We start from the raw sequence: 19,161 nt of genomic DNA on the forward strand, positions 1-19,161 counted from the left end.
TTCACCTTTCCTCTTCCACTATAAATGCATCTGGAGTCGCGTTTAAGCTTTCTCGCAACTCTTCATTTATAGCCGAACTTTCAGCATTTAAAGCTTCATCTAAAGATACAAATCCAGACAAAGAAGCGGGCTTTTGAATACCAAACCCTTGCGCATAATCAACGCCAATTTCACGCAACGCGTCCAAAATATTGTCGTCTTCTACATATTCGGCAATCGTCTTCATGCCCATAACGTTGCTGATTTGATGAATTGAACGAACGATTTCACGATCTCGGTCATTCATCGTCATTTCTTTGACAAAACCGCCGTCAATTTTGACATATTCAGCAGGCAGGTTTTGCAAATAGCTATAAGAAGAAAAGCCTTTGCCAAAGTCATCCAAAGCAAAAGTAAAACCATGCGACTTCAGTTTCATGATTAACTCGCGTCCAACCACCAAATTTGCCACAGCGGCCGTTTCTGTGACTTCAAAACATATCGTTTCGGGTGGAAAACCAATTTTTTCGTGCAAATCGATAATATATGAAAACAATTTTTCATCGTTTAGCGACTCGCCAGACAAGTTAATCGAGAGCGTCACTTTTTTCCACAACTGTGGTCTAGATGAGATCCAACGAAATACCGTTTTAATCACCCAGCGATCAATTTTAGGGGTCAGTCTAAACCGCTCTGCTGCCGGTAAAAACATGCCCGGCGCCAACAATATTCCGTCATCATCTATCATACGTAATAGAATTTCGATGTGCTCCCGTTCGCTGACACCAATTGTTGGGTTAATACGCTGAAAAAACAGCTCGAATTTATCATTAACTAACGCATCGTTAATGCGTGCAGCCCAACGCGGTGCCTGATGGTGCGAATTCAACTTCTCATTATTCGGGTCAAATACTCGTATGTTATTCATTCCCACGTTTTTAGCCATATAACAGGCGGCGTCCGCTTCCCGTCTGGCTTCAGCTGCATTATGCGTATCACTATTGACGATTGTGACACCAACACTTGCACCAATCGAATGTATTTTTCCGCCCCAAATAAAACGGTATTCTTTAATTTGGCTTAAAATTTTGTCAAAAATCGCCAAACCATGTTCAAGGTGCGCGTCAAATAAAATAATGCCATATTCGTCCCCACCAATTCGGGCACAAACGTCCGTTTTGCGCAAAAATGATTTAAGGATGCCACCAATTTCATATAATAATTGGTCGCCAGCCGCATGCCCTGCACTGTCGTTAATTAACTTAAAACGATCTAAATCAATTTGACACAATACATGCTCACGTCTTTCCATTTTTGCGTTATGTACCGCCTCATTTAACATTTCTTCGTATTTATGGCGATTTAACAATTTAGTGACGATATCGTAGCTGGCTTGGAAATTTAGTTTTTTGCGCAAGCGCTCTGATTGTGTCATGTCACGTAGCACCATAACGGTGCCTACCAGTTCTTTTTCCGGATTACACAGCAGCGTAATATGCTTTTCGATATATAAGATTTCCAGTTCACGATTTAAACGATGCATATAGCGTTCGCCAGCACTAACCGAATCATGCCCGTTGCGTATGACGTCTTTTAATACCCGACGTAACCGCTTTGAATCTTCCGCATCGCTAAATGGCAACACATCTGCAATATGTTTTCCTAATATCTCTTGTTCAGTGGTTTTTATTATTTTAAATGTAGCGGCGTTACAGAAAGTCACAATACCATGCAAATCCGTTGTGATAACCGCATCACCTATTGAGTTTAGTGTCACTTTGTTAAACTCTTTTGCGGCAAATAACTCGTCCAACATATCGTTTATCGAGCCCGCTAACGCACCTATTTCACCTGTTTGATAATCCCCGACTCTACGCTCAGATTCGCTATTAGGTTTAATTCGGGATACTTCCTGTTGCAGACGATTTAAATGCTGCTGTGCGCTGATTTTTCGGCTGTAAAGCGACATCACGACACTGGCCAACGACAAGATAAAAATAAGTGCTGCCAACACGATTATAGGTTGGTTATAAAACGCTCGGTTGGTATCTATTTTTAAAGGAATGGCAACATTTTGCTGTGTTAGCAAATCTTCCAGCAAGATATGATGTGTTAGATTAAAGGGTGTTGATGTTTCTGCAACAACGTAGCTTGGTGTGGCGAGTAAGCTATCTGATGGTAATAAAGTACCGTAAATGTATTGGCCACCATTTGACTCTACTATCGAAACCAAAGCCCAGTCATTTTTATTTAATTGCGTAATACCGGTACTTGAATCATGCTCGCTGATTAAAAATTCTAATATATTTTTATTGAAAGAAGTCGGAAGCGAAGTGGCAAGCACATTATCTTGTGTAAGATATATCTGCCAAAGTACTTGAAGATCACTGTCAACCGCCATAGCAAAAGACGGATTTTCGTCTAACCATAAAGACTTATCAGAAGTTTGTTTAAGTTGCTCTACTTTAAGTTGGCTCAAGGCATAATGTTGCTGAAAAAGATAGTCTACGGACTGCAATTGACTATTAACCAATTGAGATTGGTGCGTCTGCTTCCATTTTTCTAATGCTTGCTCTGATGCCAACCCCAGCAGCACAAATAAAAGCAATACGCCTGATGAGGCAAAGATAATGGCTCTTTGCATACGTTTCATACTTTAGCAACCGATTTAGTAATAATTATTATTTGAATTAATGCATACATGGTCATTACCGCTTTTTACCAACTATTAGTCAAGCAGTTTTTCACAATAACTGTGCAAAAATCAACCAATTGTTTGAATTTTTGTATTCTTTTATAAATTTCACCGTCTGTGCGTGATCTCTTACAAAGCGCATCTAACTCAATTTATCTTTCTGCCATTCTCAAAAGCTTGTTTATCTGCTCTTTTTCTTCTCTACTTTTGATAAATCACAATTTATATTTTATAAACCCCTTCATATTCGCTATAGTTAGCGACATTCAGGCAAATATAACGCCCGCCTCATAGTATATTTTCAGTGAAGACAATGGAAAAAATAGATTTAAACCAAATAAGAACGCAAATAACTGCGCTTGACGAACAGTTACTCCAATTATTAGCAGACCGCCGCGCTTTAAGTATTCAGGTTGTCAAAAGCAAAATTCAGGATCAAAAACCAATCAGAGACAGCTATCGGGAAACACTGTTGTTAGAAAATCTGGCTGAAAAAGGTAAAAAACTGGATTTAAAAAGTGAATACATAAACCGTGTATACCGCTCAATAATCGAAGATTCTGTTGAATTACAACAAGACTTTTTAATGCAATTGGATAATCCAAGCTTAAAAAGTGCTGAATACAAAATTGCCTATTTAGGCAGCAAAGGCTCGTATAGTCATGCAGCCGTTGAAAAATACTTGGCCAGCGTAAATGGTGGTTTAATTGATTTTGGTTGTACCAGCTTTGATGCCATTTTTGCAGCAGTTGAAAATAAAGAAGCAGACTTAGGCGTGCTGCCAATTGAAAATACCTCCTCTGGCAGTATTAATGAAGTTTATGATTTACTGCAAACAACCCGTTTAAAAATAATCGACGAATTATATATACCGGTTAAGCACAACCTTTTAGTCTCATGCGAAACAGATTTATCTGAAATTACAACCATATACGGGCACCATCAGCCAATCGCTCAATGTAGTGATTTTTTAAATGAGTTAGATGATATCGAAGTCAAAGTGATGGACAGTACTTCCAGTGCTTTGTCAGAAGTGCAAGCCTTAAAAGATCCGAAAATCGCCGTTTTAGGCAGTGCAGAGGCCGGTAAACATTATGGTTTGCAATCTATCAGAGCCGATGTTGCAAACCAAAAAGATAACCAGACACGCTTTATTGTGGTGGCGCGCGAAGCCGTCAATGTACCCTTTGCGTGTGCGGCAAAAACATCACTTATTTTATCCGTTGGGCAACGCCCCGGTGCATTAGTAGATGCTTTGATGATATTTAAAAAACACAGTGTCAATATGTGTAAAATTGAGTCACGCCCGATTAAAGGTCGGCCGTGGGAAGAAATGTTTTATATTGATGTCACTGAAAACCTAAAATCAGAAGCAATGCAGTTGGCGATCAAAGAATTAAAAGCCAGCGTGTCTGATTTTTCAGAACTAGGCTGTTACATCAATCGAACTATTTTTAGCGAAGAGGCAAGTTAACAGGAGTTTTAACAATGGCACGATTTGGACTATCCGCAATGACCCTTATCAGTTCACTACTGCTGTTAAGCTGCGATAAACAAACCGAGCCACCAAAGCAGCCAATTCGCTCAATTGCCTGGCAAACCGTAAATAGTCAACCGCTGACGCAAATGCGGCGATTGCCAGGTATCTTAAATCCGGTTGAGTCAGCCCCTTTAAGTTTTCAGGTCAGCGGTAAAATTGAAGCCATTTATGTGCATTTAGGCGATAGTGTTTCAAGTGGACAAAAACTCGCTCAATTGCAACTCAGCAACTACAAACTTGCGCTGCAGGCTGCACAAGGCGAACTTGAAAAAGCCAAAGCCTTTCAACGCGAAAGAGAAGCTGAATTTGCACGTTACGAGCAATTATTAGAACAACAACTCGTCTCCCGCTCGGTTTATGATAATGCAAAATCACAAGCGCAAAGCGCTGCATCCTCAGTTGATGTTGCGCATACACAACTAGAAATTGCACAAAAAAACCTCAACGATGCAACCTTGTATGCCCCATACGATGGGCGAATAACCAATCAACTAGCCGAACCCTCGCAACAAGTCGCCAGTGGACAAACTGTTTTTGAAATAGAAGGTCAGCACGGTTTAGAAATTGCCGTCCTTGTCCCCGAAACCTTGATAAAAGAAGTTAAAAACGGACAAACATACAAAGTTAGAGCACCTGTTGTAAAAGACAAAGAACTGAGTGCTTATGTCAGCGAAATTTCCAGCCGCGCAGAAAATGCCAATGCCTTTAGAGTGGTTTTAAACTTTAGCGAAGAGCACCCAGACTTACGCGCAGGGATGTCAGTAGAGGTTGATTTTGTCTATCGCGGATCTGAGCGCAACAACTATCAAGGTAGCGCGTTTAACATCCCCGTTTCCGCACTACTTGCCGGCAAAGATAAACAAACTTTCGTATTCGTCTATAACCCACAAACCAGCTTATTAGAAAAACGTCAGGTTGTCGCCGAAAATATTCTGGGTAATCAGGTACTCATCACACAAGGTTTAACATCCGGCGAAATCATCGCAACGGCGGGGGTATCGTTTTTACAAGACGGTCAACAAGTAAACTTGTTTAAAAACGACGTTAAAATCTTTAATTAAGGCCAGTTATTTTTGATGAATATTGCACACGCAGCGCTTAAATATCAAAAACCACTTATCCTTATAATGCTGGTTTTAATCTTGTACGGCTTGTTTAGTTATTTCACCATACCTGCCCGAGAAGATCCTGAAATTACCATTCGCGAAGCCTTAGTGGTAACCCAATATCCGGGTATGTCTGCACAAAGGGTTGAAAACCTAATCACCAAAAAACTGGAAGAAAACATTCGTCAAATTCCGCAACTTGAGCGCATTCGTTCAACCTCTTCTACGGGCAGCTCGGTTATTCATGTAGAAATAGCAGACCGCTATTTTGCGCTAGAAAATATCTGGCAAGATTTACGCAACAAAGTAAATGCGGCACAAGCTCAGTTGCCCGAAGGCACCTTACCCAGCCAGGTAAATGATGATTTTGGTGATGTTGCCATCATCACCTTAGCACTCACATCTGATGGCTTTTCAATGGGCCAAATGAAAGATACCGCCGAACATATCAGAGATACCCTTTACGCAGTTGAAGGCACCAAAAAAATAGAAATTTTAGGCGTTCAGCAAGAACAAATTTTTATTGAAGTTGCGAATGTAAAACTGGCACAACTGGGCGTATCGCAGGCACAATTAGCCAGTGCATTACAAAATCAAAACATCATTCGCCCTGGCGGTTCAATCGACACTGGCTTGCGTTCGCTAACAGTGGAGCCCAGTGGCAATTTTGATTCAATAGAAGCCATTGAAAATACGTTAATTTCACTACCTCAACTTGAACAACCTATATTGCTACGAGATATTGCTGAAGTTACAAGAGCCTATATCGACCCGCCCGATAAAACAGCCTATTACAATGGTGAACCGGCACTGATATTTGCGATTTCAATGCTGTCTGGTTACAACGTAACCGAGTATAGCCCCAAAATAAAAAAGCAAATTGAGCAGATTCAGCAATCACTTCCAATTGGATTATCGTTAGACATTGCAACCTACCAAGCAGATCAGGTAGAAAAAACTGTTTATGGTGTATCCATAAACGTGATACAAACACTGGTCATTGTGCTGGTTGTAGTGATGCTATTTTTAGGTGTAAGAACAGGTTTGATCGTTGGTAGCATCGTCCCCTGCGTAATGTTAATCACTCTTGCCGTGATGAATTTGTACGGATTAAATTTAGAGCGCATGAGCCTAGCAACCCTGATAATTGCACTGGGTTTGCTGGTGGATAACGGCATTGTCATCGCAGAAGATTTTAAAAGCCGTATCGAAAACGGCACCGATCGTTTAAGTGCATTAAAAGAAGGCCCATCAGAACTTGCAATTCCATTGTTGAGCTCGTCCGCCAGCACCATCTTATTTTTTCTTCCCCTGATGTTAGCGCAGCACGTTGCGGGTGAATATACGCGCTCAATTTCATTGGTGATCTTAATTACCTTAATGACCAGTTGGTTATTAGCACTTACAGTTACACCGCTGTTGTGTTTTCATTTTTTAAAAGCGGGTAGCGCAAATCGCAGCAAAACAATTTCTAAATTACAAAATGTATACCCACGCGTTTTAAAACAAACATTAAATTACCGTAAGTCGGCTTTATGCTCCGCGCTGGCTTTACTTGTCGTAGCGATAGCGGCCATGCAAATAGTTGAACAACAGTTTTTTCCGGATTCCGACCGCGCTCAGGTATTGATTAATTTTGAACTGGAAGCATCCAGTTCGAGCCGTGCGACCAACCAGACACTGCAAGATATTTTTGTGTGGTTAGATGACAAACAAAGCTTCCCGGAAATTGACTCCTACGCTGCGTATGGCGGTTTTGGTGGTCCTCGATTTGTGCTGTCGTTAACTCCGATGGATCCGGCTCAACATCGGGGTTTTATCGTATTAAACGTGAATGATGCAGAGAAAATTGATGCGCTGATTGAAAAACTCAGAGATGGCTTTTTAGCACGTTATCCTGTTTTACAAGCGCGCGTAAGCCGAATGTTTTTAGGCCCTTCTGATTCATCCGAGATAAAAATTCAGGTTAAAGGGCCAGACGCAGAAGTTATCTATGATAAAGCACAGCAAATTAAACAACTTCTAGCCAGCGTTAAAGGCACGATAGATATACGGGATGACTGGGAAAGCCGCATTACCTCAATCCAAGTTGAGATTGATCAACAAAGAGCAAGGCGTGCGGGTATTACCTCACAAGATATCGCACAAACCCTGCAAGCTTATTTTAGCGGCGCAGAAATTACAGAATTTAGAGACGGCGATACCATTATTCCGATTATTTACCGGGCACAAACCGATGAGCGCAACAATTTAGACAGGTTGCGCACCATGAACGTTTATTCGACCAAAACCAACCGTTATGTGCCTCTGTTTCAAATCGCCGAATTTTCACCCAAAAGTTATTTTTCGCGCATTCAACGTGAAAACCTCTTTAAAACGATATCGATAGAAGCACGTCACAGCCAAATGACTGCCGAGGATTTAAAAAAACAAATTGATCAAGCACTACAACAACTAAAAGACGATTTACCGCTCAATCATCAAATAGAATATGATGGCGTTATTAAAGAATCTAGCGAAGCACAACAGGCACTAGCGGCCAATATGCCTTTGGTTTTAGCCGGTGTCATTATTTTATTGGTACTGCAATTTAACTCATTTAGGCGGCCTTTAATTATTATCATCACAATTCCGCTTTCATTTATTGGTGCAGTCACCGGTTTGTTAATAATGCAAGCGCCATTTGGTTTTATGGTGTCTTTAGGTTTGTATAGTCTGGCGGGTATTATTATTAATAACGCGATTGTGTTAATAGATAAAATAGACACCCTACGCAAACAAGACCAATCAGTTGAGCAAGCAATACATAACGCCTGTAAAAATCGCCTGCGCCCTATAACCATGACAACCGTTACAACGATACTGGGTTTAATGCCGCTGATACTCAGTAAAGACCCATTATTTTATGGCCTTGCCGTGGTACTGGCATTTGGTTTAGCGGTAGGTACAGTTTTAACACTGGGCATTGTACCGGTTTTATATGCCATGCTGTTTAATGACGAAGCTGATAAAAAACGATACAACTAAATGGATAACCCAAAAGCATACGCAAGGTGGCGAACATACACCTGAAGGGCAATACATGTTAGACAACAACAGTTTCAAAATTTCATCATAATTCGCCTGTATTCTTACCAGTCTTAAATCAATTACAACGGCGCAATGATTACTATGACACTTTCCCATTCAAACTATACAAAAACTTGGCTGGTTTTAATATTGTTCTTATTTAGCCACACTGCACAATCAGAGTGGTTTAACTACAAAGGCCGGGTACAACTGGATTATGATAATACCCAGTTGAATAGTGAAGAAGTGACAGACAAATCAGCGTACCGCCGTGTCTGGTTAAGTTTTTATGGCAGCGGTGATGACAAGGGAAAGGTCAAACTTAGCAACTGGAGTTACCTCGCTCGCTTTGATTTGCGAGCAGACGAATTTGATGATGACGCGGTTGTCGATTTAGTGGTCAGTTATTCAGGTTTGGGTAATGGGCGTAAGCTCACCTTAGGCCGACAAAAAACGCAATTTGGCATGAACTGGGTGACTGGAAATACCGCACTGACCTTTGCTGAGCGAAGTGGCGTTGCGAATTTTCATAAACTTGGCCGTATGGAAGGTATGACGTATCAATCGTCTTTAGCTGAGCTAAAGTTTGGCGGTAAGATAAATTATTGGCTTGGGGTTTACGACAAATCCGACTTTAACGGTATTGCGACTGTAGGCCGAATGAGCTATTCGTATCAAATACAGCCTGCGCAATATGTGCACTTGGGGGGTGGCATTGCTGTAACGGGCGAAAAAAATCTCGCCAATCTTGAATTTAGCTATGGTTTCAATGCATTTCATTTGCAGTCAGAATATTTTACCGCAACTTACGATGACGCAAACCTAGACAATACGCACGGTGTTTATATTGAGGGTGGCTATTTTCTAGATGGCACATCGTCGCGGCCATATAAAAATGGAAAATACGGACGCTTTAAACCAAAAGCAAAATACGGCACACTTCAACTTATTGCTCGCATAGAGCAAGGGGATGGCAACTTTAATCAGGTTGAGCTCGGTAATGCTGTCGAAGCGCGTGCATATTCACTGGGTTTAAATTGGTACTTAACGTCGCAAGCGTCGTTTATGTCAAGTTATATGTCCGCCGAACAAACTCAACAGCCGGAACATGACGGCCAAGAGTTACGCTTGCGTGGGCAGTTTGTGTTTTAGTATCATTTGGCAAATACCACATAAGACGCTAATACCAGCATTACAGAAGTTACCGGGGCCCAGATGAGTCGTTCTATTCTGGATGGGGTGATCCAATTTAGAATCGTGCTTAACACTTGCACCACAAGTGCGGCATAAGCGGTCCACACCGGCCAGAATGGTGTCATTCCTGCTGCCGAGGCTATCCCCGCCCCCATACAAAGCAGCAACAGCACGGACAACGCGGCAGCTAATCGTCCAGTAAGCGGCAGTGTACGTTCATGTTGTCCACCTTGAGTGATTCGTCCCCAGGGGGCACCAGCAATTAGACAAAACTGAAAGAATATCAAGCCGGCAATGATTATCAGATATGCAAGCGTGGCAATTTGAATCATAAATACATCTTCAGTTGTGCGCATACGGGCAGACATAATAAGCCTGTACAACCGATAAAGCATTAATAAATAATGTGACCCTGTTCAACATAAAGCGTTTTAATCATTAGCCATTATTAAACATCAGGCTTTCCAGTAGCCTGATGCATAAGTTTGCTTTTCCGAATAACCAGGTATCCCTTTTACATATTGATTAATTGCTCTTACTTGTCTGATTTCTCCTGCAATAAATATCGCTGGTTGACCTTCTAACCAAGATGTATTTTGCACCGCCTGCAGCAGTTCATTTTTTGTGACGTCAGAGTTAATTATCCATTTGATAACAAAAATACCAAACCCTGGTGACAACCGAAGTCAGTTATTGTTATTAACGCAAGACGGTGAAAGAATACAGGCAAGTTTGGCTAAACTCACAAAACGCGCTGAGCAAGTTATGATGGACGGAATAACTGAAGCAGACATGCAGACCTTCTATGCAGTTGCTCAAAAAATGGCTAAAAATCTAGAAGAAAGTCACACTTAATATCAGTAGAAGATGAATGCCTGAGAATTCGTTGTTAAATTGACGAAACTCGTGCCTTGTTAGTTAGTGTTGCAGCTTTTGCCGCACATAATCATGTTGAACTAAGCCGCTGCGCGGAGTCGTAAACCTCACCATTTGAGCCACACTTACCTATGGATTAACAACCAATCTGGAGGTAAGTCACCATGAATAAATTAATCCAACAAGTCGCCTTAGAAATAGAATATCGAGGGTATGCAGATAAAACCCGAGAAACCTATTGTCAGCATTTGCAGCAAATTGAAAATTATTTAGGTAAGCCGTTAGACCAAACAACAGAGCAAGATTTAAATTGTTATTTTGCTAGCCCTGAAGTCCACAGATTATCGCGCTCAAGTGTGCTCATTAAAGTGAACAGTTTAAACTTCTTGTTTAAATATGTTCTTCATAAATCCTTTACCATTGATGTTGTGGTGCCTAAACAACGCCCGAAGCTACCTATATACTTAACAAGAGAAGAAATAAAGTGCGTCATACAACAGTGCACCGACTTGCGCATTAAAACCATGGTGATATTGACCTATGCTTGTGGTCTGAGATTAAGTGAGTTGACCCAAGTAAAAGTACAGAATATTGATGGCCAAAGAAAAACCATACTAATAGAGCGTGGAAAAGGCGGTAAATCAAGGTACGTCGTCGTGCCTGAAAGTGCCTTACAACAACTCAGGATATACTGGAAAATGTATCATCCCAGTACATGGTTGTTTTATTCGTTACGTGATTTTACAACACCGATAGGCAAAACAACCTTCTCGAAAGCGCTACGTAGAGTGGCAAAAGAATTGGGCATGGAAAATAGATTAAGTGCCCATAAACTGCGTCATGCCTACGCTACACACCAACTAGAATCAGGCATGCCATTGCACCAGCTACAACATCAACTTGGACACAGTGATATAAAGACCACACAAACATATTTACACTGGTTACCAGAATTAGGTCACGGTGGCGTTGATTTACTGGCGAGTATGAGGTGAATTATGAAACCACTTCATCTAGCTGACATCCTTAATCAAGGCTTAGCGGACTATCAGCAAACGCATAAAATGAGTGTGCAGCAAAAGCGGGTATGCGACCATATTCAATCGTGCCGAACGGGCGAGCTTGGATATCAAAAGTGGCAATGTGACCAATGTGGGCATCAAACTGAAATTGGCTGTAGCTGCCGCGATAGACATTGCCCAAGATGTCAGGGTACAACCACTGAAGACTGGGTCGACAAGCAAAGCGAAAATTTATTGCCGTGCAGCTATTTTCATTTAGTCTTTACCTTGCCACATGAGCTCAACCTGATTGCACAATATAACGCCAAGCCTCTGTATCAAAGTCTATTTAAAGCCGTGTGGCAAACCTTAAACAAATTTGCCAACAACCGGCAGCACGGGCAATTGGGTATGACCTGTGTGTTACACACTTGGGGCCAAAACTTAAGTCAGCATATTCACTTGCACTGTTTAATACCAGCTGGGAGTTTAAGTACAAAGCAACAATGGCAAAGCGTTAATAAAAATTACCTTTACCCAGTGAAAGCATTATCCACAGTCTTTAAAGGCAAAATGTTGGCAGAGCTAAAAGCTCAGAATGTGAATTTAAACAGCTTAAACATTCCACAAAAATGGTGTGTGTACGCCAAACCCTGCTTAAGCCACAGCCAGCAATTGCTAAGTTATCTGGCGAGGTATACCCGAAAAGGCGTGATGTCAGAATCAAGGTTGGTTAAACATACAACCCACTCAGTGAGTTTTAAATACAAAGACTATCGGGATAATAACCAAAATAAAGTCATGACGCTTGATACAGAGGAATTTATCCGGCGGTATTTACAACACATACTGCCTAAAGGCTTAATGCGAGTACGCCATTATGGATTTTTAGCCAATGCTTGTCGCAGGCGTAAAGTGAAGCTAATCAAAGCACAATGTAAAACAGGCAAACCCTGTACAACAAAGCCAAAATCAGACAAAAAAATGCATTGGCCGTGCACAGAGTGTCAGGTAGGTGAGCTAAAGCTGGTGAGTATTTTATTACCAAGTCGAAAGTTAATAGAGCCGGTACTAACTGGCTGAAACTTTTAAGGCAATAAAGCCCATAAAAAACAAAGCCCATTGGGTTGGGTTAGACCTTTCTGTGCATATTAAAAATAAAGTTGCAAAAAATGACCAAATTAGCTTAAATTACCGTTAATTCAATGCGCAAACTCAAGTTTAATGGATTGAAAAATGCTAACAACAAGGAGATTACCTGTCATGCCAACTGAGCTTAAAAAAGCAAATTCCTATAGCATAAATCAAACCAGACAACCGTGTTGTTTGCCCGTTCAACAAATGATTCATTCACACAAACTACGTGTGCATGAATACTAAAGCGTTTTATATATAAGGAAATTTTCAGCTGTCATCCGTTCAGATATCGCGCTTTATTATTAGTTTTAGCTGGCTTTACCATGGAATATTTCCTAAGCTGATCCACATTGCACCACTTGAGCGATTTTTGACGGCAAGTTTGGGGTTTTCAAATGAAATATCGGATTTACTTACCCAATTGGCAGGTGTTGGAGAAGTTGTATTTGGTGTTGTTCTCTTTATTTTTTATCGTTCTAAAGCTATTTTAATTTTAAATATTGCAGCTTTAGTTGGTTTAATATTATTCGTCGCTATGTTACAGCCTCAGTTATTAGTTGAAACATTTAACCCCGTGACAACTAATATTCCAATAATCGGGTTGAGCATTATTTTACTGAATAATTTAAAGCACACCGGGTAAAGTTTATCATGCCAATAACAGACATTGGCCTTGGCTTATTTAACGGCAAGTGATCTAACAAAGCGGACATTGGCTTCGAATTTTGTTTAGTCTTTTCTGTGCTAAAAGTGGAAGCTCAAGCGTGGGTTATTTAATGTCGGCTATCGGATATTTAGCTGACTCAAGCAAAAGATGCGCAAAAAAATTTAACGCTTATGGCACGGGCGAGGAACGAGCCCCGTGCCATACTTGTTACAAGTTTACCCTTTGGCACAGTTCCCAAAGAGCGATTTTATTTGAATCATATCTCAGCAATGTATCCGCAGTTACGGTGGAAACCCATCGCAGCTCAGAATGCTCTTCAGAATTAACGGCAGTTCCAGTTACTTCAGTGGCGAAAGCAAATTCAGGGATGACATAAACGTTTCCACCCCAATGCTCATGTCCCTTATAGAAAATTTTAGGCAGCATAACTTTACTATCTAACTGCAACCAATTAGTACCGATCATGCCAGATTCTTCACTTAGTTCACGCTTAGCAGCTTCAATCGGACTTTCTTGATCTTCACCGCCGCCTGATATTGCCTGCCATGACCCATCGTCGGACCGCTGACCAATAAGCACTTCAATCTCGTTACCAGCTCGTCGATAGGGGAAAACAATAACTTGGAATGGTGCTCTCATACTTCCTACTTGGTCATGGTAGAACGGCCCATTACTGAGCCGCCCCGATACAGATCCGGACGTGCTCTGATGTTAAAAATAGCACCGCATCCGGCTCTTCATTAATATCATTGCCCGTGTAAAACACAAAGCCCCCTAATACCAATTTACCGAGATCAGCCGTTTGCTGACCCGTAGTGGTTTAATTTGAAAATATCCTAGCATATCTTTAAACCCATGCCAGTTAAAACTCTGCGTTTGGGGGCGTCTATTTAACTTAGACTCACCTTGAAAAAAGTCAGCCATGACGACAAACCTATTTATTTCCTTATATAAGCAGAACTCAACACCGGGCTTGTGACGTGCAAGGATGCACTAATGCCGTGAACTGCAGGATGCAGAGAAACGGTCCAACAATAGGATTAAGTTGCGGCTGCGCGCAACATATCCTTATTTATTATACGTCGAATACGCTAATTGTAAGTTATATGGAGACACATGTAAGGTGCTTTGGGTTTGCCTCATTTGCCAAAGGTCAAATGCATTCTGAAGCTTTAACCAATGATCGGCAGAAGGCTTTCCAAAAGCAAGCTCCAACCTTACCGCCATCTCTGGAGTAATTGAGCCTTTTGCATTTAAAACTTTTGAAAGTGTCTTGCGACTTACATCTAAATGTTTCGCTACATCTGTTATCGTGACTCCCATAGGCTCAATTACTAATTCTTTTAGAATTTCGCCTGGGTGTGCTGGATTATGCATAGACATTAGTGATAATCCTCATAATTTACTATTTCAACATCCCGTCCGGTGAAACGGTAGGTGATTCGCCAATTACCGCTTACTCGAACAGACCATATTTCTTTTCTATCGCCTTTAAGTTTATGCATAAATAAGCCCGGTAAGTCCATATCGTCAGGAACTTCAGCCTGATCTAAATTAGCTAAAATCAAACGAATTTTCTTTTCATGCTTTTTTTGTATTCCGGCGGTTTTGCCAGTTGCGTAAAACTTTTCTAGGCCTTTATGAATGAAACTTTTAATCATAAAGAAAGTGTAACCCTACAGGTGTCAAAAAGCCAGTAAATTGCTAAGACGTATAACGAGACTGTAGAATAACTCCTACAGCCAAATTGAATTAAAAAACGAGTTCCTGTAATTAACTCTAAGCGTTTTTAAAGCATTAGGTAATGCATTTGGAACCCATAACACAGGCTGTTTTTCTTAAAAATGAATAATTCTACAGCCTCAACGCCGCCAACACAGGCCGAGCGTAGCGAGGTCCTGCCCCAGCTTCGCTGGGGCGAAGTGCTTGGCATTGTTACATGCTTTCATGAACCAAATCCCAAACGAGCTCCATGATTACAGATGAGGCGCTATCGGGATGCATATCTTGTTCTCCAGACATAGCTGCGCATGATTTCCTGATGGGTGAACCTTCACTCCATAACCCGTAACTATTCCTGATTCCCATTCCCCAACCTAAATGAAACTGTATGAGATCTTCTTTTTCTGTTTCTTGTAGCGTATTGATGCTTTCTTGATCTAGGCTTTTATAGATATCCAACGCTGCTTCTTTGCAAGTAAGTGGTGTCATTGTGTCAGTTTCGCTTTCCTTGCTACTTTCTGGAACGGAACTACAACTGGACAATACCAAACAAATAAATACAGTTATAAGTAGTTTATACATCTCAATTCCCTTAGGCATGGTCATGATAGAACGACCCATTACTGAGCAGCCTCCATACAGATCCGGACGTGCCCTGATTTTGAAAATAGCACCGCATCCGGCTCTTCATTAATATCATTGCCCGTGTAAAACACAAAGCCCCCTAATACCAATCTACCGCTATCAACCGTTTGCTGACCCGTAGTGGTTTAATTTGAAAATACCCTAGCATATCTTTAAACCCATGCCAGTTAAAACTCTGCGTTTGGGGCGTCTATTTAACTTAGGCTCACCTTGAAAAAGTCAACCATAACGACAAACCTATTTATTTCCTTATATAAGCAGAACTCAACACCGGGCTTGTGACGTGCAAGGATGCGCTAATGCCGTGACTGCAGGATGCAGAGAAACGGTCCAACAATAGGATTAAGTTGCGGCTTCGCGCAACATATCCTTATTTATTAGCTTCACTTGCACCACTGCCTGTGATACTCGATAGCCGAAACATCCAAATTGTGACTTTCCTTTACAATAAGCTGCCTACCCAATTGGGGCACAGTTAGATCATTTTCTATATATACACCACCGATATCGAAAAGCTTATGGTGGTTTGGACACAAACATAAGATGTTTTCAATTGTATCTACACCATTATGAGGCTCACCTAAAGCTTTAATGTGAGCCGCTTCAGCATACCAATAGTCACCAGCCTCCAATCGAATACCACACATTTGGCACTTGTACTCATACAATTCCTTAATTTTTAAAGGAAGCCCTTGATCTCTTATTATCTTGTTGGTTTCGTAACTTTTTCTTTTTGGTTTGGAATCTTGCAGTAAGTAGCTTTCTATCTCGGGGTCTATTGAATAGTTAAGCTCCCTCAATCTACGTACGGCAGTTCTTAACTCATCGGTAGTAAAAAGCACCCTCCACTCAGGCTTAATGACATTTGCCTCGAGTGAAAGATCTAATCGATTGTGGAGAACTAATCTAGTTAACCCTTCGGATATTCTATTTGGGCCTACCAATAAATCCCTTGCTGTTTGCAGTGCTCCTCGCTCACTAACCATCGATCGAAATAATGGAGCCTTGTAACCAGTCTCTTCTCTAGAAATTCTATGTTGCTCTAGAATATGGGTTTCAAAATCTTGCTCGAGGCTCATAATTTCTCCTTGAACGCCGCCATAAGCGGCCAGATAATAGTTGGCTAAAATTGTGAGGAACGAACACAGCCAACTGTTATATGTCCGTTACTTCATGGCCCTGTTATATGTCGGCTTTAAATTTGGCTTTATTTTTAATCAAACCTAAAGCTGAACATAAAGCAATTATTACAGCTGCACCGTAAGACGCAATTATATAAGGTGTTCCTTGTTCTTGGATTATCCCAACGCCAATATAAGGATCACTAAGAGTCTCATATGCAGCGTAAGCAAAAAACACCGTAAACGATATACCAAGAACTACAAATCCTTTACGCCATATTGTTAAAAAATAAACAGGAACGCCAAATAGAAACCCTTGAAGCCACAACTCAGGAATTGTTGCCATTTTATCTGATACTTCAGCAACAGTACTAAAAGAGATAAACAGTATTGCAAATGTTAAGAGTTTATTCATAGGCATAGTCATGGTAGAACGACCCATTACTGAACCGCCCCCATACAGATCCGGACGTACCCTGATGTTGAAAATAGCACCGCATCCGGCTCTTCATTAATATCATTGCCCGTGTAATACACAAAGCCGCCAAATACCAATCTACTGTAATCAGCCGCTTGCTGACCCGTAGTGGTTTAATTTGAAAATATCCTAGCATATCTTTAAACCCATGCCAGTTAAAACTCTGCGTTTGGGGGCTCCTATTTAACTTAGGCTCACCTTGAAAAAGTCAACCATAACGACAAACCTATTTATTTCCTTATATAAGCAGAACTCAACACCGGGCTTGTGACGTGCAAGGATGCACTAATGCCGTGACTGCAGGATGCAGAGAAATGGTCCAACAAATAAGGATTAAGTTGCGGCTGCGCGCAACATATCCTTATTTATTATATTGCATTAACTGAAATGCTTTAAGTACCTGTAATACAATTCTTTTTCACCACCTGAAAGAGATACATTTAAAGTGCCAGCTTCTAAGCATTCCAGAGCTTTCTGTGCGACCGACGAGGCGAGATCTATAATTTTATTTGGATTTATTAAAGTAGTCATCTCTGGTTTATAGTTCTCAATATTTCCATCCCAACTCACAGATGAATATTCAACTAAAGTTTGTATTTCTCTATCAAATCTAAAATTAAAGCTGGGCTTGTTACTATGCTGTGCAATTGCCATTAAACTTGCGTTATGAAGAAATGAATTACGTAATGCATATACTGCTTTTGTATCCATGTGGCCTTCGGGGTAATCAGCAAAATAGTATAAGGCTTTTAAAATTGGACTAGACGCTGAATTAGAAAACTCATTCATATCTGTACGCGCGTAACAAAATCCGATTTGTTCTATTGCTGCAAAAGCACCAACAACAGCTACGAAGTTTTTAGAATACTCCATATGTTTAGCGTGATTAATTTCTTGCAGAGTAATCGGTAAGATTGATTTCAGGTGGCCGTCTTTAAGTTGGTAAAAAGAAGCTCCGCCTAGATGTGCGTATGCTAACTCTAAAAGAGATAACTCTGTGAGGGTCTTATTTTTCCATTCACTGATATCCAATTAACACTCCATACTAGCTTTGCAATAGTCATGGTAGAACGACCCATTACTGAGCCGCCCCCATACAGATCCGGACGTGCCCTAATGTTGAAAATAGCACCGCATCCGGCTCTTCATTAATATCATTGCCCGTGTAAAACACAAAGCCCCCTAATACCAATCTGCTGTAATCAGCCGCTTGCTGACCCGTAGTGGTTTAATTTGAAAATATCCTAGCATATCTTTAAACCCATGCCAGTTAAAACTCTGCGTTTGGGGGCGTCTATTTAACTTAGGCTCACCTTGAAAAAGTCAACCATAACGACAAACCTATTTATTTCCTTATATAAGCAGAACTCAACACCGGGCTTGTGACGTGCAAGGATGCACTAATGCCGTGACTGCAGGATGCAGAGAAATGGTCCAACAAATAAGGATATACGGCTGCGCGCAACATATCCTTATTTATTAGGTTTGCTGTAGCTTTATCTTTTTGAAGACGCTAAAATCAATTCCGACAATGCTCTCAGGCTTAGAGAGCAAATAATTTTGTTTTTTATCAGGGTCATATTTTACTATCTGGTCCGACTCAGTTCTTCTTCCCGTTAACCGAATGTTATTAATCCACTCATTAAAAGAATCATTATCCTTTAAAAATAAGTCGTAGTCTTTCTGTTTTAAGTGAACCCATGTGTAATATTGAAAGGCACTTTGCTCGCATAGGATGTGAGCGACTATGTAATTATTAGTCTCGTCAGCAGTTAACTTGAAATAATTGGCATCTACGTATTCCAAATCATAATTAAATGGAGATAAGTTGTATTTCCGTTTGCCAAATAATTTCTGGAAGATCGACTTCACGTAACTCAAACACATACTCTTCATTGAAACCTAACGCTTAGATAATGAGCAAAGATTGC

Annotated in this window: 19 protein-coding genes; 8 read left to right on the forward strand and 11 right to left on the reverse strand. The window is 40.8% G+C overall.

The genetic code is table 11. The features are described from left to right. Position 1: 1 nt before the first annotated feature. Entirely contained in the window at positions 2 to 2,632 is a 2,631-nt protein-coding gene (locus tag FNT16_RS17400) for an EAL domain-containing protein (RefSeq protein WP_143872782.1), read from the reverse strand. Between the two features lie 355 nt (positions 2,633 to 2,987). On the opposite strand from FNT16_RS17400, the gene pheA reads away from it, so the two are divergent. The 4 genes from pheA to FNT16_RS17420 all read left to right on the forward strand — a co-directional run bounded on the left by pheA (position 2,988) and on the right by FNT16_RS17420 (position 9,541). Further along, positions 2,988 to 4,148, forward strand: a complete 1,161-nt coding sequence (gene pheA / locus FNT16_RS17405) for a prephenate dehydratase (protein WP_143872783.1) — start codon at positions 2,988 to 2,990, stop codon at positions 4,146 to 4,148. Positions 4,149 to 4,162: 14 nt separating this feature from the next. Continuing rightward, positions 4,163 to 5,275 carry an efflux RND transporter periplasmic adaptor subunit gene (locus FNT16_RS17410; RefSeq protein ID WP_143872784.1) on the forward strand — a complete coding sequence of 371 codons (1,113 nt, stop codon included), beginning with the start codon at positions 4,163 to 4,165 and terminating at the stop codon, positions 5,273 to 5,275. A 15-nt stretch (positions 5,276 to 5,290) separates the two neighbouring features. Continuing rightward, the gene (locus tag FNT16_RS17415) at positions 5,291 to 8,347 is read left to right on the forward strand and encodes an efflux RND transporter permease subunit (protein ID WP_143872785.1); all 3,057 of its coding nucleotides are present in this window, start codon (positions 5,291 to 5,293) and stop codon (positions 8,345 to 8,347) included. 144 nt (positions 8,348 to 8,491) lie between these two features. Next, positions 8,492 to 9,541 (forward strand): porin, encoded by a 1,050-nt coding sequence (locus tag FNT16_RS17420; protein ID WP_185976637.1) that lies wholly within the window; start codon positions 8,492 to 8,494, stop codon positions 9,539 to 9,541. Between the two features lie 2 nt (positions 9,542 to 9,543). Here FNT16_RS17420 and FNT16_RS17425 read toward each other — a convergent pair whose 3' ends face one another. Then, positions 9,544 to 9,939, reverse strand: a complete 396-nt coding sequence (locus FNT16_RS17425; RefSeq protein WP_221935039.1) for a hypothetical protein — start codon at positions 9,937 to 9,939, stop codon at positions 9,544 to 9,546. Positions 9,940 to 10,038: 99 nt separating this feature from the next. Next, entirely contained in the window at positions 10,039 to 10,185 is a 147-nt protein-coding gene (locus FNT16_RS17430; protein ID WP_246072275.1) for an SIP domain-containing protein, read from the reverse strand. A gap of 22 nt (positions 10,186 to 10,207) precedes the next feature. Between FNT16_RS17430 and FNT16_RS20435 the strand changes: the two genes are divergently transcribed. The 4 genes from FNT16_RS20435 to FNT16_RS17445 all read left to right on the forward strand — a co-directional run bounded on the left by FNT16_RS20435 (position 10,208) and on the right by FNT16_RS17445 (position 13,240). Beyond that, positions 10,208 to 10,438 (forward strand): helix-turn-helix domain-containing protein, encoded by a 231-nt coding sequence (locus tag FNT16_RS20435; RefSeq protein ID WP_185976764.1) that lies wholly within the window; start codon positions 10,208 to 10,210, stop codon positions 10,436 to 10,438. A gap of 185 nt (positions 10,439 to 10,623) precedes the next feature. After that, the gene (locus FNT16_RS17435; RefSeq protein WP_143872788.1) at positions 10,624 to 11,454 is read left to right on the forward strand and encodes a tyrosine-type recombinase/integrase; all 831 of its coding nucleotides are present in this window, start codon (positions 10,624 to 10,626) and stop codon (positions 11,452 to 11,454) included. Next, complete coding sequence (locus FNT16_RS17440) at positions 11,455 to 12,543, forward strand: IS91 family transposase (RefSeq protein WP_425456708.1); 1,089 nt, start codon at positions 11,455 to 11,457, stop codon at positions 12,541 to 12,543. Between the two features lie 355 nt (positions 12,544 to 12,898). Then, on the forward strand, positions 12,899 to 13,240 hold the full coding sequence (locus FNT16_RS17445; protein WP_342779173.1) for a DoxX-like family protein: 342 nt from the start codon (positions 12,899 to 12,901) through the stop codon (positions 13,238 to 13,240). 231 nt (positions 13,241 to 13,471) lie between these two features. On the opposite strand, the gene FNT16_RS17450 is transcribed toward FNT16_RS17445, so the two are convergent. The 8 genes from FNT16_RS17450 to FNT16_RS17495 all read right to left on the reverse strand — a co-directional run bounded on the left by FNT16_RS17450 (position 13,472) and on the right by FNT16_RS17495 (position 18,262). Further along, on the reverse strand, positions 13,472 to 13,903 hold the full coding sequence (locus FNT16_RS17450; RefSeq protein WP_143872791.1) for an NUDIX hydrolase: 432 nt from the start codon (positions 13,901 to 13,903) through the stop codon (positions 13,472 to 13,474). Between the two features lie 135 nt (positions 13,904 to 14,038). Then, positions 14,039 to 14,188: a hypothetical protein gene (locus FNT16_RS17455; RefSeq protein WP_185976638.1), complete on the reverse strand. Its 150-nt coding sequence runs from the start codon at positions 14,186 to 14,188 to the stop codon at positions 14,039 to 14,041. 144 nt (positions 14,189 to 14,332) lie between these two features. Continuing rightward, complete coding sequence (locus FNT16_RS17460; RefSeq protein ID WP_143872792.1) at positions 14,333 to 14,647, reverse strand: HigA family addiction module antitoxin; 315 nt, start codon at positions 14,645 to 14,647, stop codon at positions 14,333 to 14,335. Next, positions 14,647 to 14,925, reverse strand: coding sequence for a type II toxin-antitoxin system RelE/ParE family toxin (locus FNT16_RS17465; protein WP_143872793.1), 279 nt, complete (start codon positions 14,923 to 14,925; stop codon positions 14,647 to 14,649). The genes FNT16_RS17460 and FNT16_RS17465 overlap by 1 nt, the downstream gene beginning before the upstream one ends. A 274-nt stretch (positions 14,926 to 15,199) precedes the next feature. Beyond that, positions 15,200 to 15,607 (reverse strand): DUF6794 domain-containing protein, encoded by a 408-nt coding sequence (locus tag FNT16_RS17470; protein ID WP_143872794.1) that lies wholly within the window; start codon positions 15,605 to 15,607, stop codon positions 15,200 to 15,202. 407 nt (positions 15,608 to 16,014) lie between these two features. Beyond that, a complete protein-coding gene (locus FNT16_RS17480; protein ID WP_143872795.1) occupies positions 16,015 to 16,710 on the reverse strand; it encodes an HNH endonuclease in 696 nt (231 codons plus the stop codon). A gap of 103 nt (positions 16,711 to 16,813) precedes the next feature. Further along, complete coding sequence (locus tag FNT16_RS17485) at positions 16,814 to 17,167, reverse strand: hypothetical protein (protein ID WP_185976639.1); 354 nt, start codon at positions 17,165 to 17,167, stop codon at positions 16,814 to 16,816. A gap of 441 nt (positions 17,168 to 17,608) precedes the next feature. Then, on the reverse strand, positions 17,609 to 18,262 hold the full coding sequence (locus tag FNT16_RS17495) for a hypothetical protein (RefSeq protein WP_143872797.1): 654 nt from the start codon (positions 18,260 to 18,262) through the stop codon (positions 17,609 to 17,611). Positions 18,263 to 19,161 lie beyond the last annotated feature (899 nt).

Source organism: Catenovulum sediminis (assembly GCF_007289895.1).
GTDB lineage: Bacteria > Pseudomonadota > Gammaproteobacteria > Enterobacterales > Alteromonadaceae > Catenovulum > Catenovulum sediminis.

Bases quoted from the DNA above. Each gene is read 5' to 3' on its own strand.
- pheA (WP_143872783.1), top strand. From the start codon at position 2,988: ATGGAAAAAATAGATTTAAACCAAATAAGAACGCAAATAACTGCGCTT.
- FNT16_RS17425 (WP_221935039.1), bottom strand. From the start codon at position 9,939: ATGCGCACAACTGAAGATGTATTTATGATTCAAATTGCCACGCTTGCA.
- FNT16_RS17470 (WP_143872794.1), bottom strand. From the start codon at position 15,607: ATGGGTCGTTCTATCATGACCATGCCTAAGGGAATTGAGATGTATAAA.
- FNT16_RS17460 (WP_143872792.1), bottom strand. From the start codon at position 14,647: ATGTCTATGCATAATCCAGCACACCCAGGCGAAATTCTAAAAGAATTA.
- FNT16_RS17420 (WP_185976637.1), top strand. From the start codon at position 8,492: ATGACACTTTCCCATTCAAACTATACAAAAACTTGGCTGGTTTTAATA.
- FNT16_RS17400 (WP_143872782.1), bottom strand. From the start codon at position 2,632: ATGAAACGTATGCAAAGAGCCATTATCTTTGCCTCATCAGGCGTATTG.
- FNT16_RS17485 (WP_185976639.1), bottom strand. From the start codon at position 17,167: ATGAATAAACTCTTAACATTTGCAATACTGTTTATCTCTTTTAGTACT.
- FNT16_RS17415 (WP_143872785.1), top strand. From the start codon at position 5,291: ATGAATATTGCACACGCAGCGCTTAAATATCAAAAACCACTTATCCTT.
- FNT16_RS17480 (WP_143872795.1), bottom strand. From the start codon at position 16,710: ATGAGCCTCGAGCAAGATTTTGAAACCCATATTCTAGAGCAACATAGA.
- FNT16_RS17435 (WP_143872788.1), top strand. From the start codon at position 10,624: ATGAATAAATTAATCCAACAAGTCGCCTTAGAAATAGAATATCGAGGG.
- FNT16_RS17455 (WP_185976638.1), bottom strand. From the start codon at position 14,188: ATGGCTGACTTTTTTCAAGGTGAGTCTAAGTTAAATAGACGCCCCCAA.
- FNT16_RS17450 (WP_143872791.1), bottom strand. From the start codon at position 13,903: ATGAGAGCACCATTCCAAGTTATTGTTTTCCCCTATCGACGAGCTGGT.
- FNT16_RS17410 (WP_143872784.1), top strand. From the start codon at position 4,163: ATGGCACGATTTGGACTATCCGCAATGACCCTTATCAGTTCACTACTG.
- FNT16_RS17465 (WP_143872793.1), bottom strand. From the start codon at position 14,925: ATGATTAAAAGTTTCATTCATAAAGGCCTAGAAAAGTTTTACGCAACT.